Source organism: Amycolatopsis melonis, from assembly GCF_040064235.1.
Classification (GTDB): Bacteria; Actinomycetota; Actinomycetes; order Mycobacteriales; family Pseudonocardiaceae; genus Amycolatopsis; species Amycolatopsis melonis.
The window spans coordinates 286,822-310,324 of the sequence record NZ_JBDZYD010000003.1; the positions used below are offsets into that span (position 1 = coordinate 286,822).

Below are 23,503 nucleotides of genomic sequence, written 5' to 3' on the forward strand. Positions count from 1 at the left end.
GGCCGCGGGTGGTGTGACGGAGGTGACAGGCCGGGGGTTGGTGAGTGGGGTCTCGGGCCTGGGTGGCACGGGTCGGGCGCGGTCCGGGCACGGCCCGAGCGCCCGGGTTTCGGCACACGTTCGCCGCGGCCGGAGCCCAGTCCAGGCTCGAGCGCGGTCCGGGCACGATCTTGGCGCGGCCGGACCGGGAGCCTGGGGACAACTCCGGTTCGCGGGCCCGGAATTGTCGGTGCCTGGGAGTAACGTTGAAACCGGGGGTCCCCCAAGCGCCGGGGGGTGGCTGAAGCGCCACGCGCAGCTGCCCGGACGGCTGCGCGAAGGGGCACCCAACCAGCGGGGCCGCCGGAAAATCGGTCGCCTTCCTCCCGGCCTCGGCTTACCGTCGGGAATCGTGCTTTCCGCCACATATCCCTTTCCGCCGCTGCGGCTGCCTGGGCGGCCGACCGCGAGCCGGTTTCTGCTTGCCGTGTTCCGGGCTCGGCTCGGGACCGTGCTCGGTGCTGCCGCGATCGGGGTTGTCTGGGCGCTTCCGGGCGCGCTGCTTCCGCTCGTTGTCGGGCAGGGCATCGGGGCCATCGGGGCGCACGATGGTGCCGCCGTTGCGCGGTGGGCGCTTGTTGCCGCCGCGCTCGGGGTTGTCCAGACCCTGTTCGGGACCTGGCTGCACTTTCTCAACTACGGCCTCTGGCTGCACGGTGCTGGCTCGACCCAGCGGGTCGTCTCGGCGCACACCACGCGTGTCGGGGCGGGGCTGCGCGAGCACACCACCACCGGGAACCTCGTCGCCGTCTCCACCACCGATGTCAACCACATCGGCAACACCGTCGAGATGACCGGCCGGGCCTTCGGGTCGCTGCTGGCCTTCGTCGTCGTGGCCGTTTGGCTCGTCTCGACGTCGCCGCTGCTCGGGGTCGTCGCGCTGGTCGGCGTGCCCGTTGCCGTGCTCGGGATCGGGCCGCTGCTTGCGCCGCTGCAGAAGCGGAAGGCGAAGCAGCGGGAGAAGCGCAGTGACGTCAGTGCGCTCGGGGCGGACATCGTGTCCGGCCTGCGGATCCTGCGGGGCATCGGTGGCGAGCGGCGGTTCTTCGCGCGCTTCCGCGAAACGAGCCAGCGGGTGCGGCGGGCCGGGATCGAGGTCGGGCAGGCCGAAGCCTGGCTGGCCGCCGCCGAGATCGCGCTGCCGGGGCTGGTCACCGTGGTGATCACCTGGCTGGGTGCGCGGCTGGCCGTGGCAGGCACGATCGACGTCGGGCAGCTGGTCGCCTTCTACGGCGTTTCGGCCTTCCTCATCTGGCCGGTCAACGCCGCCACCGAGGCCGTCGGGTCGATCACCTCGGGACTGGTCGCGTCGCGGAAAGTCGTGGCGCTGCTGGCCATCCGGCCGACGCTGGCCGACCCCGAGCAGCCGGTGCCGCTGCCCGAGGGCCCGCTGGAGCTGGTGGACACCGAGTCCGGGGTCCGCGTCGCGCCCGGCAGGCTGACGGTCGTCGACTTCGGTGCCGAAGGCGAGGCCGTCGCCGACCGGCTGGCCCGGTTCGCCGATCCCGCCGACGGCGAGGAAGTCCTGGTCGGTGGCGTCCGGGCGGACCGCGTCGCGCTCGCGGAGCTGCGGCAGCGCGTCGTCTACGCGCACAACCAGGACATCTGGTTCTCCGGCGTGCTGCGCGAACAGCTGGCACCGGCGCGGCCGAGTGACGTGAGCATCACCGAAGCGCTGTACGCGGCCGACGCCGACGACATCGTCGAGGCGCTGCCCCACGGCGTCGACGAGGTGATCGGCGAGCGCGGCCGCGAGGTGTCCGGCGGTCAGCGGCAGCGGCTGAACCTGGCCCGCGCGCTGGCCACCGACGCCGACGTCCTGGTGCTCGACGAGCCGACGTCGGCGGTCGACGCGCACACGGAGGCCCGCATCACCGAACGCGTCGCGCGGCTGCGGCGCGGCAAGACGACGGTGGTGTTCAGCCAGAGTCCCTTGTGGACACATGTGGCAGACGAAGTCTTCACGGCGAAAGCGGTGACGGTATGAAACGGCTCCCCACGGCGACCCGGCGGGACGTCCGCCGGTGGGCGCTGAAGACGGCCGCCGTCCACAAACGCGAGTTCGGCCTGCTGCTGGGCTCGCTGGCGGTGGCCACGCTGATCGGCCTGGCCGGGCCGCAGCTGCTCGGCACGCTCGTCGACGACGTCGCGGCAGGCACCACGACGAGCCACATCGACGTGCTGGCGGCGGCGTTCGTCGCGATCCTGCTGCTGCAGGCGGTGGCGCGGAAGATCGCGCGGATGCGCGCGGCGGTGTTCGGCGAGCTGGTGCTCGCCGAGACGCGTGAGGAGTTCGTCGGGACCGCGCTGCAGCTGCCGCTCGGCACGGTCGAGGCGGCGGGCACCGGCGACCTGCTCAGCCGGGCCACCACCGACCTCGGCCGGATCGACCACGCCGCGCGGTTCGCGGTGCCGCAGATCCTCGTCGCGGCGGTCGGCGTCGGGTTCACCGTCGTCGCGATGGTGGTGACGTCGCCGCTGCTGTCGCTGGGCCTGCTGGTCGCGCTGCCGCTGCTGGTGCCGGTGAACGTCTGGTACCAGCGGCGGATCCCGGCGATCATGCAGTGGATGCTGGACCGCTGGGCCGACCTGACCACCAGCGTCCACGAGACCGCGGAGGGCGCGCGCACGATCGAGGCGCTCGGGCTGACCGAGCGGCGGATCGGCGCCGCGTACGACGCGCTGGACCAGAGCATCTACGGCGAACGCCGGATGCGGGCGCTGCAGCTGCGCTGGCTGCCGTCGCTGGAGATCAGCTACGTCGTGCCGCTGGCGGTCATGCTGCCGCTCGGGCTGCTCGCGTACACGCAGGGCTGGGCCGGGCTTGGCGAGATCACCACGATGCTGCTGTACATGCAGGGGATGGCGGCGCCGCTGAACGAGGCGCTGTTCTGGCTGGAGGACCTGCAGGTGGCGGCGGCCGCGGCGCGGCGCATCCTCGGCGTGCACTCGGTGGCCGCCGAGGATGCGCCGAAGGTGACCGAGGTGCCGCGCGGGCGCGACATCGACGTGCATGACGTCCGGTTCGCCTACACCGCCGACCGCGAGGTGCTGCACGGCATCGACCTGCGGGTCCCGCGCGGCGAGCGGCTGGCGATCGTCGGGCCGTCCGGCGCGGGCAAGTCGACGCTCGGGCGGCTGCTGGCGGGCATCGCGGCGCCGTCGTCGGGCTCGGTGCGCATCGGCGGCCAGGACGTCTCGGCGCTGGCCGACGACGTGCTGCGCGGCGAGGTCCTGCTGCTGACCCAGGAGCACCACGTGTTCTCCGGGACGCTGCGGCAGAACCTGGCGCTGCCGGCCCGCCGGGAAGGCGGCGACTGGACCGACGAGGAGCTGCTGGCGGCGCTGGCCTCGGCGGGCGCGTCGGACTGGGTCGCCACCCTGCCGGACGGGCTCGACACGAAGCTGGGCTCGGGCGAGCACCCGGTGCCGGCGGCGATCGCGCAGCAGCTGGCGCTGGCCCGGGTGGTCCTGGCCGACCCGCACACGCTGGTGCTCGACGAGGCGACGTCGCTGCTGGACACGGGCTCGGCCCGCGACCTGGAGCGTTCGCTGAACAGCGTGCTGTCCGGCCGGACGGTGATCGCGATCGCCCACCGCCTGCACACGGCGGCGGCGGCCGACCGGGTCGCGGTGGTCGAGGGCGGCCGGATCACCGAGCTGGGCCCGCACGAGGAACTGCTGTCGGCAGGCGGCTCGTACGCCCGGCTGGTCGCGGCGGCTTCGTAGTCCGGAATGTCCGGACTGCCCGGCGTGTTGCTCCCCAGGTAGTGATCACCTACCTGGGGAGTGCCATGTCGTCGTTCGTGATGACCGCCGCGGAGCGCGAGGAGTTCCTGAGCGGAGTGCACGTGGGAGTGCTGGCGGTGGAGCGCGCCGGACGCGCGCCGCTGGCGGTGCCGGTCTGGTACGACTACTCGCCGGGCGGCGAGCTGCTGATCTGGATGGAACGCGACACGGTCAAGGACCGGTCGATCCGCGCCGCCGGCCGCCTGAGCCTGGTGGCGCAGGACGAGAACCCGCCGTACAAGTACGTGACGGTGGAGGGCCCGGTGGTGGCGAACGACGAGCCGCCCACGCGCGAGCAGGCACTGCGGATCGCGAAGCGGTACTGGCCGGAGGACCAGGCCACGGCGTACGTCGACTCGGCGCTGGGCGAGAAGTCGATCCTGGTGCGGGTGCGGCCGGAGAAGTGGCTGTCGAACGACCAGAGCAAGAGCTGAAAGCGGTCCGGGGCTGTGGACAACCCACGTCCGCAGCCCCGGAACTGTCAGTGGTCCCCGGTAGAATGATCACCGGGGGCGGTGGCCCACCCTCAAGCCTTCACCAGCGCGTCCACCGCGCTGAAGAACATGCCGAGACCGTCGTCCGACGGACCCGTCAGCGCGTCGATCGCGTGCTCCGGGTGCGGCATCAGCCCGACGACCCGGCCGTTCTCGCTGCGGATGCCCGCGATGTCGTTGCGGGACCCGTTCGGGTTGCCACCGACGTACCGGAACACCACGCGGCCCTCGGCCTCCAGCTCGTCCAAAGTGGACTGCTCGGCCATGTAGCAGCCGTCGATGTTCTTCATCGGGACGAGGATCTCGGCGCCCGGCTCGTAGCGGGTGGTCCACGTCGTCGAGGTGTTCTCCACGCGCAGCCACTGGTCGCGGCAGATGAAGTGCAGGCCCTGGTTGCGGATCATCGCGCCCGGCAGGAGACCGGCCTCGCACAGGATCTGGAAGCCGTTGCAGATGCCCAGCACCGGCATGCCGCCGCGGGCCGCCTCGATGACCGACGTCATGATCGGCGCGAACCGGGCGATCACGCCCGCGCGCAGGTAGTCGCCGTAGGAGAACCCGCCGGGAACGACGACCGCGTCGACGTCGCGCAGGTCCTCGTCCGCGTGCCACAGCGACACGGCCTCGGCGCCGGCGTAGCGGACCGCGCGGGCCGCGTCGACGTCGTCCAGCGTGCCCGGGAAGGTGATGACCCCGATGCGCGCGCTCACGCGTCCACCCGCTTGATCGTCCACTGCTCGATGACCGGGTTGGCGAGGAAGCCTTCGGCGATCTTCTCGAGCGTCGCGTCGTCGACCGTGTCGTCGACCTCGATCTCGAAGTGCTTGCCCTGGCGGATCTCGGTGATCCCGGTGAACCCCAGGCGGCCGGCGGCGCCGAGCGCGGCCTGTCCCTGCGGGTCGAGGATTTCGGGCTTCGGCATGACGTCGACGACGACTCGGGCCACGGCAGGCTGCTCCTTATTCACGCAGGTCGTGGATACCCCGCGAGCATAGTTCACCCGGTCGCCCACCCGGCGAGGACCACCGCGAAACCTAGACTGGCCGACGGCGCCGGGCTGCGCCATGATGAGTCGTTGACATCTCGCCAACAGGAGGCGCCGTGGCCGTCCAGGACTCCTACGACTACGTCATCGTCGGTGCCGGCAGCGCGGGGTGCGTCCTCGCCAACCGCCTCACCGAGGACCCGTCCGCCCAGGTCCTGCTCCTCGAAGCGGGCGCCGAGGACACCGCGGACGAGATCCACATTCCCGCGGCGTTCCCGTCGCTGTTCAAGACCAGGTGGGACTGGAACTACGAGACCGTCGAGCAGAAGCACACGGGCAAGCCGTCGTACTGGCCGCGCGGCCGGATGCTGGGCGGCTGCTCGTCGATCAACGCGATGATCTACATCCGCGGCAACCGCGCCGACTACGACGGCTGGCGCGATTCTCACGGCGCCGAGGGCTGGGGCTGGGACGACGTCCTCCCGTACTTCAAGCGCGCCGAGGGCAACCAGCGGCTCGGCGGGCCGCTGCACGGCACCGACGGCCCGCTGCACGTCGAGGACCGCCGGTTCACCCACGAGCTGTCGCACGCCTGGGTCGACTCGGCCGTCGCCTGGGGCCTCAAGCGCACCGACGACTTCAACGGCGAAAGCCAGGAGGGCGCCGGCGTCTACCAGGTGACCTGCAAGAGGGGCCGCCGCTGGTCCACCGCCGACGCCTACCTGCGCCCGGCGCTCGCCCGCCCGAACCTCACCGTGAAGACCTGCGCGCAGGCCACCCGCGTCGTCTTCGAGGGCACCCGCGCCGTCGGTGTGTCCTATTTGGACGCCGGGGTCGAGCGGACGGCGCACGCGGCCGCCGAGGTGATCCTCTCCGGCGGCGCGGTCAACTCGCCGCAGCTGCTGATGGTTTCCGGCGTCGGCCCGGCCGAGCACCTGCGCGAGCACGGCATCGACGTCGTCGCCGCGCTGCCCGGCGTCGGCGAGAACCTGCACGACCACCCGGCGTGCGGGATCATCTGGTCCACGCGCGGCACCACCGACCTGGTCGACGCCGCGACACCGCGCGGGCTGGTGCGCTACCAGCTGACCAGGCGCGGGCCGCTGACGTCGAACATCGGCGAGGCGGGCGCGTTCTACCCGACCACCGACGGCCTGCCCGCCCCGGACATGCAGATCCACGTCGCGCCGACGTTGTTCTACGACAACGGGTTGCGCGAACCGACGGTCCCGGGATTCACGTCGGCGGCGACGCTGGTGGACGTCGCCAGCCGCGGCCGTCTCCGGCTGAAGTCCGCGAATCCGTTGTGGAAGCCGGAAATCGACCCGGCGTACTACTCGGAACCCCGCGACCTGGAGACGATGATCGCCGGGCTGCGCGCGCTGATCGAGATCGGCAGGGAAGGGCCGCTGCGGCGGTTCCTGGACAAGCCGTTCCTGCCGGAGCGCCACGATCTGAGCGACGCCGAGCTGGCCGAGCACATCCGGGAGAACACGCAGACGCTGTATCACCCGGTCGGGACGTGCGCGATCGGGTCGGTGGTCGATCCGCAGCTGCGGGTGCAGGGCGTGGAGAGCCTGCGGGTGGTGGATGCGTCCGTGATGCCTGTGGTGCCGCGGGGGAACACCAACGCGCCGACGATCATGGTCGCCGAGAAGGCCGCCGACCTGATCCGGGGGCGGTGAGGGGTGGGCCGCGGCCCCCGGTATCCAGCTTAGCGGTGGGCACCGACAGTTCCGGGCGTGCGGAAGCGGGCCACGGCGATGACCGCCAGCGCCAGCAGCCAGATCGTGGCCAGCGACAGCGGCATGCCCGCGGGGCCGAGCCAGTCGATCGCGACGCCGGAGTACGGGGGCCCGGCGATGCCGCCGAGGCCCCAGACGATCGCGAACGCCGTGTTGCCCAGCAGCAGGCCGGCCCCTTTCAGCCCGTCGCCCAGGATGGTGAGCGCCAGCGGGTAGCCGGCGAAGGCCAGGCCGCCCCACACCGCGACCAGCGGCCAGAACAGCCAGGGCACCTCCACCGCCCAGGGCAGCGCCAGCGCGCCCGCCGCGCCGGCGGACAGCGAAAGGACCAGCGCCCTCCGGGGGCCGATCCGGTCCGCCAGCCAGCCGAGCGGGTACTGGAACAGCACCTGCCCGACGAGCAGGACCGTCAGCGCCAGCGCGGCCAGCCGCGGGGAAAGCCCTTCGCCGAGCACGTAAGCGGGCAGGAACTGCAGCGTGACGCCGTCGAACACCGCCACCGACACCACCGCCAGCAGCAGCACCGACAGCCGGGCCAGCAGGCCCCGCACCGGAATCGCGCCGCTCGACACCATCCGCGGCACCCGGGCCCGCGCCGCCCACAGCGGCACCACCGCGAGCAGCGAGCAGGCGACGGCGACCACGAGCGGGACCAGCGAGCCGTCCCCGGCCACCGCCATGACGGCAGGCCCGACCGCGAATCCCAGTGCCATCACCGAGGTGTAGGCGGTGAGCAGCTGCCCCCGCCGCGGCCCGGCGGCGGCCTCGCTGATCCACGTCTCGCCGAGGACGAACATCGTGACCGCGCAGGAGCCGACGGCGAACCGCACCACGAACCACAGCGCGAGGTCGTCGGAGCCGGCGAGGACGGCGAGCAGGACCGCGATGGCGACCGAGGCGGCCGCCATCGCCCGCCACGGCGAGACGACCCGCACCAGGCGGGGGATCAGCGGCGCCGACACGACCATGCCCAGCGGGGTCATCGCCCCGTTCGCCCCGATGACGCCCCTCGGCAGGCCACGCTGTTCGAGCAGCAACGCCAGCAGCGGGTAAGTGATGCCGAGCGTGATTCCGAATACCGCGATGACGACGATCGGCGCGGCCGTCGCCAGGCCGGGGCGAGCGGCCGCCGAAACAGTCACCGGTTACTGCGGGATGAGTTCACAGCGTGCTCCTTCGACAGGAAAAAGGCACTTTTCCAGCTATCCCACCGAAGTCTTGCACTCCTGTTTCCACCGGTCACCGGCGAAAATTGTTCTTCAGCGCTTCGCGCGGCAATTCAGGGAAACCGCGGAACGGATATCACGGGCACGCAGTTCGCGCATTCTTTTCCGCAAAACGTCGAAGGCCGCCTTCGGGCGCGAACCCGAGGCGGCCTTCGCTACCGGATCAGCGCTTGCCGTGGAGGATGGTCACCAGCTTGGCCACCAGTGCGTCCGTGGACTGCTTGCGGCTGAACGACGTCAGCGTGATCGGGGCCGTGAACCGCTGGCGCGCGATGGCCTTCGTGCGGGCGAACTCGCGCAGGCCCTCCGGGCCGTGGATGCGGCCGAAGCCCGAGTCGCCGACGCCGCCGAACGGGAGGGACGCGATGCCCGCGAACGACAGCGGCGCGTTGATCGCCGTCATGCCCGTGCGCAGCTTCTCCGCCAGCTCGACGCCGCGGGACTTCGAAAACACCGTCGAGCCCAGGCCGTACTTCGTGTCGTTCGCGCGCTCGACCGCTTCGTCCATGTCGCGGACCTTCGCGATCGTCACCGTCGGGCCGAACGTCTCCTCCTTGACCGCCTCCGAGTCCTCCGGCACGTCGACCAGCACCGTCGGCTGGGCGTAGCGGTCGTCCACCGCGTCCTCTCCGCCGAGGACCGCCTTGCCGCCGCGGGCCAGCGCGTCCTGGATGTGGCGCTTGATCACGCCGAGCTGGGACGGCATCGTCACCGGGCCGTACTGCGCCGCCTCGTCCGAGCCCGCTCGGACGTCCTTCGCCTTCTCGACGACCTTCTTCACGAACTCGTCGTGGACCTTCTCGTGGACGTACACCCGCTCGACGCCGATGCACGTCTGGCCGGAGTTGGAGAACGCGCCCCACACCGTCGCGTCGGCGGCCGCGTCCAGGTCGGCGTCCGCGTCGACCAGGACCGGGTCCTTGCCGCCCGCCTCGATCACCACCGGGGTGAGCGTCTCGGCCGCCGCGGCCATGATGCGCTTGCCCGTGGCCGTCGAGCCGGTGAACGCGATCTTGTCGACGCCCGCGCGGACCAGCGCCGCGCCCGTCTCGCCGAAGCCGGTGACCAGCTGCAGCACCGGCTGCTCCGGCACGACCTCCGCGAACGCGTCGACCAGCCACTTCCCGACGCCGGGGGTGTACTCGCTGGGCTTGAACACGACCGCGTTGCCCGCCGCGAGGGCGTACGCGATCGAGCCGAGCGGAGTGAACACCGGGTAGTTCCACGGGCCGATCACGCCGACCACGCCCAGCGGCTGGTACTCGACGGTGGCCGCCTGGTTCGACATCAGCAGCCCGGCGGACCGCTTCTGCTTGCCCAGCACCTTCTTCGCGTGCTTGCCCGCCCACGCGATGTGCTCGATGGCCAGCACGCTCTCCAGCTGCGCGTCGGCGATCGGCTTGCCGGTCTCGTCGCGGACCACCTGGCACAGCTGTCCCAGCCGCCGCGTCAGCACGCCCTTCCAGGCCCGCAGCCGCTCGGCACGCCCGGCGAAGCCGAGGTCCGCCCACCACTGTCCCGCGACGCGCGCCCGTTCGACGGCCGCCTTGACGTCCTCGGCGGTGTGGATCGGGTAGGTTCCGACCACCTCGTCGGTCGCCGGGCTGAGCGAGTCGAAGGTCTCGCCGACCGACGTCGGCTTCGGCTGGACGGCAGTCATCGGCGTCTCCCGTGAGGTCGAGGGTCAGCCCAGGTTACGACGTTACTGACAGCGTGCCAATAGCTCTTGCCGGGGCTTCACCACCAGCATTGCACCGGCGATCGCCGCGGCAAAGACACCGGCCAGCGGGGCGAGCCACAACGGCAGCACGCCGACCGCCAGCGAGCCGAGCCCGAAGCCGCCCGCCTGCACGGTGAAGCTCAGCGAGAACCCCGCCGACCTGCGGTTCTTCGGCAGCAGACGCTGGAGGTTGACCGACGTCGCGGCGACCAGCGGCCCGGTGCACGCGCCGATCACCGCCACCGACGCGAGCAGTCCCGGCCACCCGAGATCCGCGCTGAGCACGAGCCCGCCGACGACGAACCCGGCCAGGAACAGCCGCGCGTCACCGGTCTTGCCGCGCCACGCGTAGCACCCGCTGCCCGCGATGCTCGCCCCGGTCAGCACGGCGATCACCACCGGCGCCGCCCCGTCCGGCGCGCCGAGGCGCTGGACCAGCGGCAGCGGCGCGACCTCGATCGTCGACAGCAGCAGGCCCACGGTGAACGCGCAGCACAGCCACGGCAGGTACCCGGCGAGCCGGGCGGGCGGGACGTCGGCGGCGGGTTCCACCCGATCGGGGTCACCCGCGCGGCGTGGCACGAGCACGGCGGCGGCCACGCACGCGACCGCCATGGCGCCGACGGGGACGAAGGTGCCCGCGACGTCGAGCAGCGCGACCAGCGCCGGGCCGCCGACGAGCACGCCTTCGAGGATCATCGAGTCGACCGAGATCGCGCGCGGCAGCAGTTCGTCGTCGACGGTGTCGGCGAGCAGCGTCCGGAAGCCGCCGGACAGCGCCCCGCCCGTGATGCCCGGCAGCACGACCAGCGCGAGCAGCACGGCGTCCGGCACGTCGTTCGCCGCGGCGACGGCCAGTGCCGCGAACCCGGCGGCGGTCAGGAGCAGCAGCACCGGCAACCCGCGTGCCGGGCCGGCGCGGTCGAGCAGCCGTCCGACGGGGACCGCGCAGAGCATCTCGGCGGTGACGTAGACCGACATCAGCACGCCGCCGAGCCGGTACGAGCCGGTCGTGGCCGTGGTCAGCAGGGTGAACGCGAGCGGCGCCATGGTCGCCGGGAGCCGGGCGAGCTGGACGCCCGCCGACCAGCGCCAGTAGGCGCGATGGGTGAACAACGACATGCGGACACGCTCGCGTGGCGGGGTCCTGCGGCACACTGATTCGGGTGAGAGCGAATCAGTCGTGATCGAGCTGGTCCTGACGGCGGCCGGCAGCCAGCGCGTGCGGTTCGCGATCTCGCCGCTGGAGGAGGTCCTGGGCGCCGTCCAGACGCTGCTCGGCCTGCGGCGGCATCCCGCGCGGCTGCCGTGGCTGTCCGGCCTGCCCGACGTGCCCGAGCTGACGGCGGTGCTGAGCGCGCGGCACTACATCACCGAGTTCCTGAGCCCGCCGCCCGACGGCCCGGAGACGACGGCCGAGGCGCAGCTGCGGGTGGTGCGGGCGACGCCGCCGCACCAGGTGGCGCTGGAACTCGGCATGGTCGACGCGGACCTGTCGGCGCTGCCGGACGACCCGGCGGCCGCGCGTGACCTGCTGGCCGAGCAGCTGGAAGTGGTGTGGCACGCGTTGCTGGCGCCGGAGTGGCCGCGCCTGCGCGAACTGCTCGCGGCGGACATCGCGTTCCGGACGCGGCAGCTGGGCACGGGCGGGCTCGCGGCGATGCTGGCGGAACTGCACCCGCGGGTCCGGCTGTCCGGGACGTCGGTGCTGGTCGACGTCCGCGCCCGCGAGCGCCTCACCGTCGACTCGCGCGGGCTGCTGCTGATCCCGGCGGTGTTCGCGTGGCCGAACGTCGGCGTGGTGACCGTGCCGCCATGGCAGATTTCGCTGCTGTACCCGGCCCGCGGGGTCGGTTCCCTGTGGACTTCTTCGGCGACACCACCGGAACCGCTGGCCGAGGTACTGGGCCGGACAAGGGCGGCGTTGCTGGCCACGCTCGACCGCCCGGCGGCGACGACCGAGCTGGCCCGGCGCCACGGCCTGGCCCCGGCAACGGTTTCGGCGCACCTGACGGCGTTGCGCGGCGCGGGATTGCTGAGTTCCGAGCGGCGGGGACACCGGGTGCTGTACCGGCGGACCGAACTGGGCGACGCGCTGCTCACCGGAAAGCTCTGAACGGGACTACGCTGGAATCGTCCACGTGCGAAGGAGAGCATCGATGCGTATCGTCCATTTCGGACACGCCTGCCTGTTGCTGGAGACCGGCGCCGAGCGGATCCTGATCGATCCCGGCGTGTTCTCCACCGGCTTCGAAGACGAGCGGGAGCTGTCCGCCGTGCTCGTCACGCACCAGCACTTCGACCACCTGGACGTCGAGCGGCTGCCGAAGGTCCTCGAAGCCAACCCGGCCGCCAAGCTGATCGTCGACCCCGGCTCGGCGCCGGAAATCGAGAAGCTGGGCCTGGACTTCGACGTCGCCAACGTCGGGGACGCCTTCGCCGTCGGGGACACCTCGATCAAGGCCGTCGGCGGGGAGCACGCCGTCATCCATGCCGACGTTCCCGTGATTCCCAACATCGGGTACGTCTTCGACGACGGTGCCTTCTTCCACCCCGGCGACTCGTTCTTCGTGCCGGAGCAGCAGATCGACGTCCTGGGCCTGCCGACCGGTGCGCCGTGGCTGAAGGCCGGCGAGGCCGTCGACTACCTGCGGGCCGTCGCGCCGCGGGTGGCCGTGCCGATTCACGAGGCCGTGCTCGCCCGGCCCGCCATGCACTACGGCCTGTTCGGCAAACTCGCGCCCGAAGGCACCGAGGTCAAGGTGCTCGACCGCGGCGAACCCGCGAAGCTCTAGGCCGCCACCGCGCGCAACGACCCGTACGTGGTGCCGAACGCGCGGTTCTCGAGCGCGACGTCGACCGCGTCGAGCAGGGCCTGGCGGAGGCCGGGGCGGGTCAGGTCCGTGGCGTCCACGCCCAGCCGGACCAGGCCGCCCCGGCGGGCCGCGCGCGCCGCCGCCAGTACCAGTGCGAAGCAGCGCACCGTCTCCGTGCGATGCGACTGGCTGGTGAACTCCTGGACGCGGGCGCGGTGCACCTCGCCGGTGACCAGGTCGCGGACCGCGCCGAGGTCCGCGCACAGCCGGAAGCCGTGCTCGGCCAGTGCCTGCAGCGTGCCCTGGGACGCGATCCAGCGGGGCGGGGCGAAGCCGTCGGCCGTCAGGCCCACGGTGTCCAGCAACGCCCGCGCCGCGATCAACCGCAGGCGTGCCTCGTGGGCAGGCAGGGCCGCGAACTCCGCCTTCTTGCCCAGGTTCACCGCGCGGTGCGAGGGCGTCACCGTGTGGTCGTATCCGTGCAGCAACACGGAATCACCGCCGCGGGCGCGGGCGCGCACCCACTCCGTCACCGGGCCTTCGCCGGTCCGGGCGGCGTACAGCACCGACAGCGGTACCCTGCGGCGGTCGAGCTCGGCCGCGAGGTCGGCGCACCGGTGCAGCGTGCGCGGGGTGATTCCCGACAGCGAAACCAGCAAGCGAGCTTCCACGCACCCCATTGGGACGCACGCGGCTGAAACCCCCGTGAACTGCGCAGAACCGGCGGGCGACCGTTGCCGGAAGCCTCAGACGCCCTCGCGCAGCCGTTTCACCGCCACCGCGATGCGGCCACGCAGGTCGGGATCGACGACCTGGCCGTCGGCCACCGCGTCGCGCGGGACCGGGATGCGCACGCACGCCTCCTCGACGATCCGGGCGCCCGCGTAGGTCAGGACCTTGCGCAGCGAGTCGTGCGCGTCCCGGCCGCCGGTCGGCGCCGCGACCGAGGACGCGTTGATCCACGCCACCGGCTTGCCGTACAGCTCGCCGCCGCCGACGGTCCAGTCGAGCAGGTTCTTGAACGAACCCGGCAGCCCGCCCGCGTACTCGGGCGTGCAGACCAGGACCGCGTCCGCCTCCTTGATCGCCGCGCGCAGGCCGGCGACCGCCGGGTGCAGCGGGTCGCGGTCGTCATCGGGGTTGAAGTGCGGCAGGTCGCCGAGGCCGGTGTACGTCTTGCTCGCGGTGAGGGTCGCGACGGTCCCCAGCACCGCCGCATTGCCCGAGCCTGCCCGCAGGCTGCCGCAGATCAGCAGGATCACGAGGCCAGTCTGCCAGCGAAAGCCCGGTGATGCGGTGATACGCCTCGAGATAGCGCTCGCGGGTGGCCGTGACCACCTCGGGCGGCAACGGGGGCAGCGGCGAGACGCAGTCCCAGCCGGACGCCGGGCCGACCAGCCAGTCCCGGACGTGCTGCTTGTCGAACGACGGCCGCGGCACGCCCGGCTGGTGGCCCTCGGCGAGCCAGTAGCGCGCCGAATCCGGCGTCAGCAGCTCGTCGGCGAGCACCAGCCTGCCGTTCGGCCCGATGCCGAACTCGAACTTCGTGTCGGCCAGCAGCAGGCCCTGCTCCGCCGCGCGCGCGGCACCCCGGCGGTACAGCTCCAGCGACGCCTCCCTGACCTCCTCGGCGAGCGCGCGGCCGAGCACCGCCACGCACGTGTCGAAGTCGATGTTCTCGTCCTTCTCGCCGGGCCGGGCCTTGGTGGACGGGGTGAAGATCGGCTCGGGCAGCCGTTCCCACTCGGCGAGGCCCGGCGGCAGCGCGACCCCGCACACCGACCCGGACCGGCGGTAGTCCCCGTACCCGCGGCCGGTCAGGTAGCCGCGGACGACCGCCTCGACCGGCAGCATGTCGAGCCGCTGGACCAGCAGCGCCCGGCCGCGGACGGACTCGGGGATGAGCGGCCCGTCGCAGGCCAGGAGGTGGTTGGGGAGGACGTCGGCGAGCTCGCGGAACCAGAACACGCTCATCGCGGTGAGCACGCGGCCCTTGTCCGGGACGGGGGTGGGGAACACGCGCTCGAACGCCGAGATGCGGTCGGAGGCGACGATCAGCAGGTCGTCGCCGACGGCATAGAGGTCGCGGACCTTGCCGGTGGCGAGGGCGGGGAGGGGGGTCACGCGCTGAACCCTAACGCGCACCCTCCGCCACCATGGATGATGCTGGCATGGCGTACGACTGGATCTCGGTGACCACCGACTACGGCCTGCGCGACGGCTTCGTGGCGGCCTGCCACGGCGTGATCGCGCGGCTGGCGCCCGCCGTGCGGGTGCTCGACGTGACCCACGAAGTGCCACCCCAGGACATCCGCCACGGCGCGATGGCGCTGGCCCAGACCGTGCCCTACCTGCCGGAAGCGGTGCACGTCGCCGTCGTCGACCCCGGCGTGGGAACCACCCGGCTGGGGGTGGTGGTCGTCGCCGCGGACGGGTTGCTGGTCGGGCCGGACAACGGCGTGCTGCTGCCGGCCGCGGAGGCGCTGGGCGGCGTCCGGGCGGCGTACGAGCTGGCCGAGCCGTCGCTGCGGCTGCCGGTCACGTCGGCGACGTTCCACGGCCGTGACGTCTTCGCGCCCGCGGCCGCGCACCTGGCGCTGGGCGTGGCGCCGTCCGACTTCGGCGACCCGGTCGGCGACCTGGTGGCGATGCCCGAGCCGTTCGTGGCGGCGTTCCCCGGCAAGCTGGTGTCGGAGGTGCTGACCGTCGACCACTTCGGCAACGTCCAGCTGGCCGCGACCCCGGCCGACCTGGAGCTGTCGGGCCTCTCGGGCGCGGTTTCGGTGCACAGCGAACGGGTCGCGGTGAGCACGGTGATCGGGCGGACGTTCGCGGACGTGCCCGCGGGCGCGACGGTGCTCTACACCGACTCGGCCGGACGGCTCGCGGTCGCGGTCAACGGCGGCTCCGCGGCCGCCGTGCTCGGGCTGGGCCCGGCCCAGGAGTGCACGATCACCTCGTCGCCGACCGCCACCTGACCGGGCCGCAGCACCGCGGCCTTCATGCCGAACACGACGCCGCCGTCGGGGTCACGCCGGTAGGTCGCGAGCGTGCGGATCGGCTCGGGGCCGTCCTTCGCGCCGGTCTCCTGGTCGACCATCGGGACCGTGCAGCGCACGCAACGCTCGGCGTAGCCGAACTTCGCGGTGCCCACGGTCATTTCGCGGACCTCGTCCTCGCGGTGCGGTTCCGCCCAGCCGGCGAGAACCACGTTGGGGCGGAAGCGGTCCATCGGGACCGGTTGCCCGCCGCGCTCGGCAATGCGGGCGTTCAGTTCGTCCAAAGAGGACTCGGCGAGGAAGAGCATGGCGTGCGCGTCGGCGAACGCGACCGTGCCCGGCGTCTCGCCGCCGGTGACGCGCTCGTGCCCGGGGGTGACGCGGACCAGCTCGGCGGGACGGCCGAGCAGGTCCGAGAACCACTCCGCGGCCTCGGCGCCCTGGTGGACGCCTTCGCCCTGCCAGCGGAACGCCGACACCGGACGCCGCGGGCGGTCGTACCGGATGGCGAAGACGAGGTCTTCGCGGCCCGGCGCCGACAACGCGAGCCGGTCGCCGAGCACCCGCGGCCGCACGACCGCCAGCACCGGGTGCGGCCGCTGGGTGAGGGGCTCGCCCTCCGGCGTGATGACCTGGAAGACCCGGTCGTGCGCGAGCCCGTCCGCGGTGACCTCGGCCGAGGACACGTCGGTTCCGGCGCAGGACTTGACCGGGTAGTACGTCAGCCGAGCGATTCTCGCCATCTCCGCAGGCTACCCGCTGCGGTGGCCGCCGCCGTGTCCTCCGTTCAGAGCACCTGCGACAGGAACCGCTGCAACCGGGGGCTCTGCGGGTCGTCGAAGATGCGGGCCGGTGGGCCCTGCTCGACGATGCGGCCCGCGTCCATGAACGCCACCTCGTCGGCGACACTGCGTGCGAAACCCATCTCGTGCGTGACCACGATCAGGGTGAGACCACGGGAAGCCAGCCCGGCCATCAGGTTCAGCACGCCCTTGACCAGCTCCGGGTCCAGTGCGCTGGTCGCCTCGTCGAACAGCATCACCTCGGGGTCCATCGCCAGCGCCCGCGCGATCGCCACGCGCTGCTGCTGGCCGCCCGACAACGCGCTCGGCCGGTACGGGGCCTTGTCCGCCAGTCCGACCTCCGCCAGCCGGGCGCGGGCGATCTCCGCCGCCTCCTCCTTGCCCAGCTTCTTCACGCTGCGCAGCGGGAGGACGATGTTGTCCAGCACGCTGCGGTGCCCGAACAGGTTGAAGTGCTGGAACACCATGCCGACACGCTGGCGCAGCGCGTCCGGGTCCGCCTTGATCACCGACTCGCCGTCGAGCAGCAGGTCGCCGGAATCGGGCTCCTGCAAGCGGTTCACGCACCGCAGGAGCGTCGACTTGCCCGAGCCCGACGGCCCGATGATGCACGTCGTCTTGCCGCTCGGCACGCGAAGGTCCACCCCGCGCAGCACTTCCAGCGTGCCGAAGCGGACGTGGATGTCGCGAAGCTCCACACTGGACGATCGCACCGCCGTCGTCACGAACCGACCTTCCCGCTGGCGACCAGGTCCAGCTCGTCCTCGTCGCCCGGCTCGTCCGCGCGCACCTTGCGGCCGGTCCGGAGCTTCTTGTCGATGTAGTTCACCAGGTGCGTCAGCGGCACCGTGATCACCAGGTAGACGAACCCGGCCGCGACCAGCGGCGACAGGTTGCCGGTGTTGGCCGCGAGGTCCTGGCCGATCCGGAACAGCTCGCGCTGCTCGGACAGCAGGCCGAGGAAGTACACCAGGCTGGAGTCCTTGATCAGCGCGATGAACTGGTTCACCAGCGCGGGCAGCACCCGCCGCACGCCCTGCGGGATGATCACCAGCAGCATCGCCTTGCTGTAGCTCATCCCCAGCGCGCGGCTGGCCTCCAGCTGTCCTTTGTCGACACTCTGGATGCCCGACCGGAAGATCTCGCCGATGTAGGCGGCCGCGATCAGGCTCAGCGCCAGGATGCCCAGCGGGTACGGGTTCGTGCCGACGACGTCCCGCGCGAGCGTGCCGAGACCCTGGCCGATCACGAGGATGGTCAGGATCGCCGGCAGCCCGCGGAAGATGTCGGTGTACACCCGGGCAGGCCAGCGCAGCCAGATCTTGGTCGACAGACCCATCACGGCCAGCACCATGCCGAGCACGGTGCCGATCAGCGCGGACGTGACCGCCAGGATCAGCGTGTTGAGCAGGCCGGTCTTCAGCAGGTCCGGGAAGACCTGCCAGATGTACTCCCAGTTGAGGAAGGTGTCGAAGAATTGATCCATTGTGGACTTACTGCCCCGGCTTGAACTCGGCGGGCACGGGCGCGGTGGGCTCGAACTGGTCGTGCACCTTGACCCAGGTGCCGTCCGCGACGACCTTCTTGATGCCGTCGTTCAGCTTCTGGATCAGCTCGGTGTTGCCCTTCCGGACCGCGAACCCGTGCGGGATGGTCGTGACGATGGCCTTGGTGACCTTGAGCTTCGCGTCCGGGTTGTGCTTCGCGTAGTCCTCGGCGGTCGCCTGGTCGAACACCGCGCCGTCGACCGCGCCGGTCTTCAGCGCGCTGAGCGCGGCCGCGTCGTTCGGGAACCGGACGGCCTGCGCAGTCGGCGCGTTCGACGCCAGCCAGTTGTCCGACACCGTGCCCTGTACGACGCCGATCCGCTTGCCCGCCAGGGAGTTCTCGTCGGTGATGCCCGCGGTTTCCTTGGCCTCGATGCCGAGGGCCTGGTAGTTGTACGGCGCCGAGAAGTCGACGGTCTTCTTGCGGGCGTCGGTCTGCGCGATCGCCGAGCTGCCGATGTCGAAGGTGCCGTTCGCGACCTGGCCGAGCAGCGCGGAGAAGTCGGTCGAGACGAACTCCAGCTTGAGGTTCTCCTTCGCGGCGATGGCCTTCAGCAGCTCGTTGTCGAAGCCGGTGAAGGTGCCGTTCTCCTGGTAGGCGTTCGGCTTGGAGTCGCTCAGCGTGCCCACGCGCAGCGTCTTCCCGTCACTGCCGGAGTCACTGCCGCCGCCACACGCCGTCAGCGCGGCGAGCAGCGTGGCCGCGAGCGCCGTGACCAGTGTCTTCCTCATGCTTCTCCTAACCTCGGAACCCGGCCGGCACCGGAGCGGTCGGCAGGAACTGCTGGTGCAGCTTAAGCCAGGTTCCGTCGGCGATCACCTGCTTGAGCCCGGCGTCGATCTTGCCGAGCAGCTCGGTGTTGCCCTTCTTCACGGCGAACCCGTGCGGCACGTCGGTGACGAAACTCTTCACCACGACGAGCTTGGCGTCCGGGTTGTCGGTGACGTTCTTCTCGGCGATGCTCTGGTCGAGGATGTACGCGTCGACGGCGCCGGTCTTGAGCGCGGTCAGCGCGGCGGCGTAGTCGGGGAAGCGCACGGCCTGCGCGGCCGGGACCGTGGTGGTCAGCCAGTGGTCGCCGACGGTCGCCTGGATGACGGCGACGCGCTTGCCCGCCAGTCCCTTCTCGTCGGTGACCGGCGTGCCCTGCTTGGCCTGGATGCTCATCGTTTCGAAGTCGTAGGCCGCGGAGAAGTCGACTGTCTTCTTGCGCTCGTCGGTCTGCGCGATCGCCGAGCTGGCGATGTCGTAGCGGCCGGAGGCGACCTGCCCGAGCAGCGCGGAGAAGTCGGTCGCGGCGAACTCCAGCTTGAGGTTCTGCTTGGCGGCGATGGCCTTGAGCAGCTCGTTGTCGAAGCCGGTGTAGTTGCCGTCCTTGAGGTAGATGTTCGGCGGCGCGTCGCTCAGCGTGCCCACGCGCAGCGTCTGCCCACCACTGCCGGAATCGCTGCCGGAGCCGCACGCGGTCAGCGTGAGCGCGGCGGCCAGCACGGTGACGATCAGCTTCTTCATGTCACGCGTCCAGGTTCTTCACGGGCAGGCCGGGCCCACCGGGCTGGAGTTCCTTCGACAGCGGCGTGTTCTTGTAGAACTGCCCGTAGATGCGGGCGACCGTGCCGTCCGCGATCGCCTTCGCGAGACCGTCGTTCAGCTTCTTCAGCAGCTCGGTGTTCTTCTTGGACACCGCGAACGCCGACGGCGTGTCCTTGTCCTCGACGGTGTACCCGAGTTCCAGCGGGACGGCCGGGTTCTGGTCGAGGTACTTCTGCCCGATGTCCTGCGGGACGACCCAGCCGTCGAGCGTGCCGTTCTTCAGCTGCGCGAAGCCGGCGTTGTAGTCCGGGAAGCGGACGACCTGGGCGCCGGCGACCTTGCCCGCGAACTCGTCCTGCACCGAGCCCTGGACCACGCCGAGGCGCTTCCCGCCCAGCGCGGCGGCGCTCTTGAGGTTGGCGCCCTTCGCCGTGACGACCGTGGTGAAGCCGGTGTTGTAGCCGTTGGAGAAGGCGACCGTCTTCTTGCGTGCCTCGGTGCTGGAGATCGTCGAGCTGCCGATGTCGAACTTGCCGTTCGCGACCCCGGCGAGCAGGCCGGAGAACTCCGTGCCGACGAACTCGACCTCGAAGCCCTCACGCTTGGCGATGTCGCGCAGCAGCTCGTTGTCGTAGCCGGTGAAGCGGCCGTTCTCCAGGTAGATCGACGGCGGGGCGTCGCTCAGCGTGCCGACGCGCAGGGTGGTCGCCTGCGCGCTCGAACCACCGCAGGCGGCCAGGGACAACGTCAGCGCGCCCGCGGTGAGGACGGCGGTGATCTTGGACAGCGTGGATCTCATCGCTTCTTCCATGGTGAGGATCAGCGCTTCGCAGCGCTCCGTGGTCAGCGATCGAGACTAGGGATTTCGCCCGTTCGGGTGGGATTCGTTCCAGTCCGTGGACTCGTGCGTCAGCTCACAGGATCGGCTGCGGCGCGTAGCCCGCGGCCTCCGGGAACCGCTCGAGCACGCGTTCGACGCGCTCGGTCACCTGCGCGACCTGACGGCCTGCCGTCCCGGTGAACGAGATCCGGTCCGCGAGGAGTTTGTCCAGCTCACCGCGGTCGAGCGGGAGCCGCTCGTCGGCGGCGAAGCGGTCGAGCAGGTCGTTTTCGGCCCGGCCCTCCCGCATCTCGAGCGCGACGGCGACCGCGTGCTCCTTGATGGCTTCGTGGGCCGTCTCACGTCCGACACCGGCGCGGACGGCCGCCATGAGCACCTTCGTCGTGGTGAGGAACGGCAGATAGCGATCCAGCTCACGCTCGATGACCGCCGGGAAGGCGCCGAACTCGCCGAGCACCGTGAGGAACGTCTCCAGCAGGCCGTCGAGGGCGAAGAAGGCGTCCGGCAGCGCGACGCGGCGGACGACCGAGTCGGAGACGTCACCCTCGTTCCACTGGTCGCCTGCCAGCTCGCCGATCATCGACAGGTAGCCGCGCAGCACGACGGCGAGGCCGTTCACGCGCTCGCAGGAGCGGGTGTTCATCTTGTGCGGCATGGCCGAGGAGCCGACCTGGCCGGGCTTGAAGCCCTCGGTGACCAGCTCGTGGCCCGCCATCAGCCGGATCGTCTTGGCCAGGCTGGACGGCGCCGCGGCGAGCTGGACCACAGTGGACAGCACGTCGAAGTCGAGCGAACGCGGGTAGACCTGCCCGACGCTGACGAACCGGTTCTTGAAGCCCAGGTGCTGCATCACGCGGTCTTCCAGCTGGTCCAAAGTGGACTCGTCGCCGAGCAGGTCCAGCATGTCCTGCGCGGTGCCGACCGGGCCCTTGATGCCGCGCAGCGGGTACCGCTCGATGAGGTTGTCGAGCCGGTCGAAGGCGACCAGCAGCTCGTCGGCGGCGGTGGCGAACCGCTTCCCGAGGGTGGTGGCCTGCGCAGCGACGTTGTGCGAGCGCCCGGCCATGACGGTGTCGGCGTGCTCGACGGCGAGCGCGGCCAGCCGCGCCAGCACGGCGGCGACGCGGGTGCGGACCAGCTCCAGTGACCGCAGCAGCTGCAGCTGCTCGACGTTCTCGGTGAGGTCGCGCGAGGTCATGCCCTTGTGGATGTGTTCCTGCCCGGCGAGGTCGCTGAACTCCTCGATCCGCGCCTTGACGTCGTGCCGGGTGACGCGCTCGCGCGCGGCGATCGACCCGAGGTCGACGTTCTCCAGGACCCGCTCGTAGGCCTCGATGACGCCGTCGGGCACCTCGACCCCGAGGTCCTTCTGCGCCTTGAGGACGGCGAGCCAGAGCTGCCGCTCCAGGACGACCTTGTGCTCCGGCGACCAGAGCGAGACCAGCTCCGCCGAGGCGTAGCGGGCGGCGAGCACGTTCGGAATGGAGGGCTTGTCCGTCACGCCCTCACGATACCTGCGCAGGTCAGCGCGGTGACGGCCCGGGGCGCGGGCCGTCACCGCGGCCGGTCAGGACTCGTACGGCAGCGCCTTGACGTCCGACGCCTTCACGTACACCACCCGGTGGTTGTACGACAGCTGGAAGTACGTCGTGTTCCCGGCCACCAGCGTGTGGTTGGCCGGCACCGCCGCCGGGTCGAAGCGCGCGTAGTAGTTCTCGCCGCGGAACGAGCCCGTCGCCACGTACGTCTGGCCCGCCGGGAGCGTCCACGGGATCGGCGCGACCGTCCAGATCGGGTCGAACGGGATCGCCGACGGGTACTCGGACTGCTCCGGGAACGCCCGGCCGTACAGCGGCACCGACGAGACGCCGTCGGGGGCCGTCAGCAGCAGGCCGCGGCCCGGCACCGTCGCCCGGTGGCCCGGGTTGGCGAACCACGCCTTCTGCCCGCCGTACCAGATCGCCGTCCAGTCGCCCTGCTCACCGGCGAGCGCGTACGACCGGCCCGCGACCGCCTTGTCGCCCCAGTCGTCGATCGACGTCGTGCCCGGTGAACCGTCCGGGTGCACCACCGGGTCGGTGATCAGCGGCGCGTTCTCGTCCGGGGCCGTGTGCAGGTAGACGAAGTTCGCGCCGTGCGCGGGCAGCGGGGTGCAGGTGCCCGCCGTGCACGTCGTCATCGGGGGCTGGTTCGTCGCGTAGTCCGGCTTGATCGTCACGACGCCGCTGTCCGCCGCACCGGTCGCCTTGATCGGCGCGCCGAGCAGGTCCATGTAGTGCGCCCAGTCCCAGTACGGGCCCGGGTCCCAGTGCGCGGCGCCGAAGTTCCTCGTGCGCTCGCGGGAAATGTCCTCGTGGCCGAGGATGTGCTGCCGGTCCAGCGGGATGTGGTACTTCGCCGCGAGGTACTTCACCAGCTCCGCGGACGCCCGGTACATCTGCTCGGTGTACCAGGTGCCGCCCTGTGCCGCGATGCCCTCGTGCTCGATGCCGATCGAGTGCTCGTTCATCGTCCAGTTGCCCGCGTGCCAGGCGACGTCCTTGGTCGGCACCATCTGCGTGACCTGGCCGTCGGACGAGCGGATCACGTAGTGCGAGCTGGACCCGCTCGCCGGGTCCTTGAAGGCCGCGATCGCCTGGTCGTACGGGCTCGCGGTGCTGCTCGGCACGCTTTCGGTGTCGTGGATGACGATGTACTGGATCTTCTGGCCGTCGGCCGGGCGGTTCGCCGGGTCGTAGTTGCCGTAGTTGTTGGGATCGCTGTGGTCGGCGCTGGACCAGTCGTACGCCGCGGGCACGAACCGGCAGTCGAGGTTGGCCGGGCACTCCGGTGCCGGTGTCTCCTGTGCGGTGGCCGTGGCGGGGACGAGGGCGGTGATCGCCAGCGCGAACACCGCGGCGGTCAGGCTTCTGGCTGTGATGGGCACGAGGCATGATCGCAGAAATCCGCCTGCGGTGAAGCGCTT

At 71.4% G+C, this 23,503-nt stretch carries 22 protein-coding genes and 1 pseudogene; 7 read left to right on the top strand and 16 right to left on the bottom strand.

Annotation, left to right across the window (positions count from 1 at the left end; all coding sequences use genetic code 11):
• The first annotated feature begins 391 nt into the window (after positions 1-391).
• The 3 genes from ABJI51_RS09275 (at position 392) to ABJI51_RS09285 (ending at position 4,262) form a co-directional block, all read left to right on the top strand.
• On the top strand, positions 392-2,026 hold the full coding sequence (locus tag ABJI51_RS09275) for an ABC transporter ATP-binding protein (RefSeq protein ID WP_348949187.1): 1,635 nt from the start codon (positions 392-394) through the stop codon (positions 2,024-2,026).
• Positions 2,023-3,768 carry an ABC transporter ATP-binding protein gene (locus ABJI51_RS09280; protein ID WP_348949189.1) on the top strand — a complete coding sequence of 582 codons (1,746 nt, stop codon included), beginning with the start codon at positions 2,023-2,025 and terminating at the stop codon, positions 3,766-3,768. Before ABJI51_RS09275 ends, ABJI51_RS09280 begins: the two co-directional genes overlap by 4 nt.
• Before the next feature lie 65 nt (positions 3,769-3,833).
• Positions 3,834-4,262, top strand: coding sequence for a pyridoxamine 5'-phosphate oxidase family protein (locus ABJI51_RS09285; RefSeq protein WP_348949191.1), 429 nt, complete (start codon positions 3,834-3,836; stop codon positions 4,260-4,262).
• Between the two features lie 92 nt (positions 4,263-4,354).
• Here ABJI51_RS09285 and purQ read toward each other — a convergent pair whose 3' ends face one another.
• Both purQ and purS read right to left on the bottom strand, forming a co-directional pair.
• Positions 4,355-5,032, bottom strand: coding sequence for a phosphoribosylformylglycinamidine synthase subunit PurQ (gene purQ, locus ABJI51_RS09290; RefSeq protein WP_348949193.1), 678 nt, complete (start codon positions 5,030-5,032; stop codon positions 4,355-4,357).
• Positions 5,029-5,268 (bottom strand): phosphoribosylformylglycinamidine synthase subunit PurS, encoded by a 240-nt coding sequence (purS, locus tag ABJI51_RS09295; protein WP_003056885.1) that lies wholly within the window; start codon positions 5,266-5,268, stop codon positions 5,029-5,031. The genes purQ and purS overlap by 4 nt, the downstream gene beginning before the upstream one ends.
• Positions 5,269-5,423: 155 nt before the next feature.
• On the opposite strand from purS, the gene ABJI51_RS09300 reads away from it, so the two are divergent.
• The gene (locus tag ABJI51_RS09300; protein WP_348949195.1) at positions 5,424-6,992 is read left to right on the top strand and encodes a GMC family oxidoreductase; all 1,569 of its coding nucleotides are present in this window, start codon (positions 5,424-5,426) and stop codon (positions 6,990-6,992) included.
• Between the two features lie 29 nt (positions 6,993-7,021).
• Here ABJI51_RS09300 and ABJI51_RS09305 read toward each other — a convergent pair whose 3' ends face one another.
• The 3 genes and pseudogenes from ABJI51_RS09305 to ABJI51_RS09315 form a co-directional block, all read right to left on the bottom strand.
• Positions 7,022-8,194 carry an MFS transporter gene (locus ABJI51_RS09305; protein WP_348949197.1) on the bottom strand — a complete coding sequence of 391 codons (1,173 nt, stop codon included), beginning with the start codon at positions 8,192-8,194 and terminating at the stop codon, positions 7,022-7,024.
• Positions 8,195-8,441: 247 nt separating this feature from the next.
• Complete coding sequence (locus ABJI51_RS09310; RefSeq protein ID WP_348949199.1) at positions 8,442-9,938, bottom strand: aldehyde dehydrogenase family protein; 1,497 nt, start codon at positions 9,936-9,938, stop codon at positions 8,442-8,444.
• 34 nt (positions 9,939-9,972) lie between these two features.
• Positions 9,973-11,120 (bottom strand): annotated as a pseudogene (locus ABJI51_RS09315) (MFS transporter).
• A 61-nt stretch (positions 11,121-11,181) separates the two neighbouring features.
• On the opposite strand from ABJI51_RS09315, the gene ABJI51_RS09320 reads away from it, so the two are divergent.
• Complete coding sequence (locus tag ABJI51_RS09320; protein ID WP_348949201.1) at positions 11,182-12,114, top strand: ArsR/SmtB family transcription factor; 933 nt, start codon at positions 11,182-11,184, stop codon at positions 12,112-12,114.
• 43 nt (positions 12,115-12,157) lie between these two features.
• Positions 12,158-12,793, top strand: coding sequence for an MBL fold metallo-hydrolase (locus ABJI51_RS09325; RefSeq protein WP_348949203.1), 636 nt, complete (start codon positions 12,158-12,160; stop codon positions 12,791-12,793).
• On the opposite strand, the gene ABJI51_RS09330 is transcribed toward ABJI51_RS09325, so the two are convergent.
• The 3 genes from ABJI51_RS09330 to ABJI51_RS09340 form a co-directional block, all read right to left on the bottom strand.
• Complete coding sequence (locus ABJI51_RS09330) at positions 12,790-13,494, bottom strand: DUF2334 domain-containing protein (RefSeq protein WP_348949205.1); 705 nt, start codon at positions 13,492-13,494, stop codon at positions 12,790-12,792. The two genes, ABJI51_RS09325 and ABJI51_RS09330, sit on opposite strands and share 4 nt — an antisense overlap.
• A gap of 66 nt (positions 13,495-13,560) precedes the next feature.
• A complete protein-coding gene (locus ABJI51_RS09335; protein WP_348949207.1) occupies positions 13,561-14,025 on the bottom strand; it encodes an NADPH-dependent FMN reductase in 465 nt (154 codons plus the stop codon).
• The gene (locus ABJI51_RS09340) at positions 13,946-14,938 is read right to left on the bottom strand and encodes a phosphoribosylaminoimidazolesuccinocarboxamide synthase (protein ID WP_348949209.1); all 993 of its coding nucleotides are present in this window, start codon (positions 14,936-14,938) and stop codon (positions 13,946-13,948) included. Before ABJI51_RS09340 ends, ABJI51_RS09335 begins: the two co-directional genes overlap by 80 nt.
• 47 nt (positions 14,939-14,985) lie before the next feature.
• Between ABJI51_RS09340 and ABJI51_RS09345 the strand changes: the two genes are divergently transcribed.
• The gene (locus ABJI51_RS09345; RefSeq protein ID WP_348949794.1) at positions 14,986-15,792 is read left to right on the top strand and encodes an SAM hydrolase/SAM-dependent halogenase family protein; all 807 of its coding nucleotides are present in this window, start codon (positions 14,986-14,988) and stop codon (positions 15,790-15,792) included.
• Here the strand turns inward: ABJI51_RS09345 and ABJI51_RS09350 are convergent.
• The 8 genes from ABJI51_RS09350 to ABJI51_RS09385 form a co-directional block, all read right to left on the bottom strand.
• Complete coding sequence (locus tag ABJI51_RS09350; RefSeq protein WP_348949211.1) at positions 15,675-16,556, bottom strand: MOSC domain-containing protein; 882 nt, start codon at positions 16,554-16,556, stop codon at positions 15,675-15,677. The genes ABJI51_RS09345 and ABJI51_RS09350 overlap by 118 nt on opposite strands.
• Before the next feature lie 44 nt (positions 16,557-16,600).
• Entirely contained in the window at positions 16,601-17,341 is a 741-nt protein-coding gene (locus ABJI51_RS09355) for an amino acid ABC transporter ATP-binding protein (protein ID WP_348949213.1), read from the bottom strand.
• A complete protein-coding gene (locus ABJI51_RS09360) occupies positions 17,338-18,102 on the bottom strand; it encodes an amino acid ABC transporter permease (RefSeq protein WP_348949215.1) in 765 nt (254 codons plus the stop codon). The genes ABJI51_RS09355 and ABJI51_RS09360 overlap by 4 nt, the downstream gene beginning before the upstream one ends.
• Before the next feature lie 7 nt (positions 18,103-18,109).
• Positions 18,110-18,895: an ABC transporter substrate-binding protein gene (locus ABJI51_RS09365; protein WP_348949217.1), complete on the bottom strand. Its 786-nt coding sequence runs from the start codon at positions 18,893-18,895 to the stop codon at positions 18,110-18,112.
• Between the two features lie 7 nt (positions 18,896-18,902).
• Positions 18,903-19,676: an ABC transporter substrate-binding protein gene (locus tag ABJI51_RS09370; protein ID WP_348949219.1), complete on the bottom strand. Its 774-nt coding sequence runs from the start codon at positions 19,674-19,676 to the stop codon at positions 18,903-18,905.
• A 1-nt stretch (position 19,677) separates the two neighbouring features.
• The gene (locus ABJI51_RS09375) at positions 19,678-20,496 is read right to left on the bottom strand and encodes a substrate-binding periplasmic protein (RefSeq protein ID WP_348949221.1); all 819 of its coding nucleotides are present in this window, start codon (positions 20,494-20,496) and stop codon (positions 19,678-19,680) included.
• Between the two features lie 115 nt (positions 20,497-20,611).
• Complete coding sequence (purB, locus tag ABJI51_RS09380) at positions 20,612-22,039, bottom strand: adenylosuccinate lyase (protein ID WP_348949223.1); 1,428 nt, start codon at positions 22,037-22,039, stop codon at positions 20,612-20,614.
• A 66-nt stretch (positions 22,040-22,105) separates the two neighbouring features.
• Positions 22,106-23,464, bottom strand: a complete 1,359-nt coding sequence (locus tag ABJI51_RS09385) for an N-acetylmuramoyl-L-alanine amidase (protein WP_348949225.1) — start codon at positions 23,462-23,464, stop codon at positions 22,106-22,108.
• Between the last annotated feature and the right edge of the window lie 39 nt (positions 23,465-23,503).

What these genes read in the sequence shown, in the direction of transcription:
- ABJI51_RS09325 (WP_348949203.1), top strand. Translation starts at nt 12,158, where the DNA reads ATGCGTATCGTCCATTTCGGACACGCCTGCCTGTTGCTGGAGACCGGC.
- ABJI51_RS09350 (WP_348949211.1), bottom strand. Translation starts at nt 16,556, where the DNA reads ATGGCGAGAATCGCTCGGCTGACGTACTACCCGGTCAAGTCCTGCGCC.
- ABJI51_RS09370 (WP_348949219.1), bottom strand. Translation starts at nt 19,676, where the DNA reads ATGAAGAAGCTGATCGTCACCGTGCTGGCCGCCGCGCTCACGCTGACC.
- ABJI51_RS09360 (WP_348949215.1), bottom strand. Translation starts at nt 18,102, where the DNA reads ATGGATCAATTCTTCGACACCTTCCTCAACTGGGAGTACATCTGGCAG.
- ABJI51_RS09330 (WP_348949205.1), bottom strand. Translation starts at nt 13,494, where the DNA reads ATGGGGTGCGTGGAAGCTCGCTTGCTGGTTTCGCTGTCGGGAATCACC.
- ABJI51_RS09375 (WP_348949221.1), bottom strand. Translation starts at nt 20,496, where the DNA reads ATGAGATCCACGCTGTCCAAGATCACCGCCGTCCTCACCGCGGGCGCG.
- ABJI51_RS09285 (WP_348949191.1), top strand. Translation starts at nt 3,834, where the DNA reads ATGTCGTCGTTCGTGATGACCGCCGCGGAGCGCGAGGAGTTCCTGAGC.
- ABJI51_RS09310 (WP_348949199.1), bottom strand. Translation starts at nt 9,938, where the DNA reads ATGACTGCCGTCCAGCCGAAGCCGACGTCGGTCGGCGAGACCTTCGAC.
- ABJI51_RS09365 (WP_348949217.1), bottom strand. Translation starts at nt 18,895, where the DNA reads ATGAGGAAGACACTGGTCACGGCGCTCGCGGCCACGCTGCTCGCCGCG.
- ABJI51_RS09280 (WP_348949189.1), top strand. Translation starts at nt 2,023, where the DNA reads ATGAAACGGCTCCCCACGGCGACCCGGCGGGACGTCCGCCGGTGGGCG.
- ABJI51_RS09345 (WP_348949794.1), top strand. Translation starts at nt 14,986, where the DNA reads ATGGCGTACGACTGGATCTCGGTGACCACCGACTACGGCCTGCGCGAC.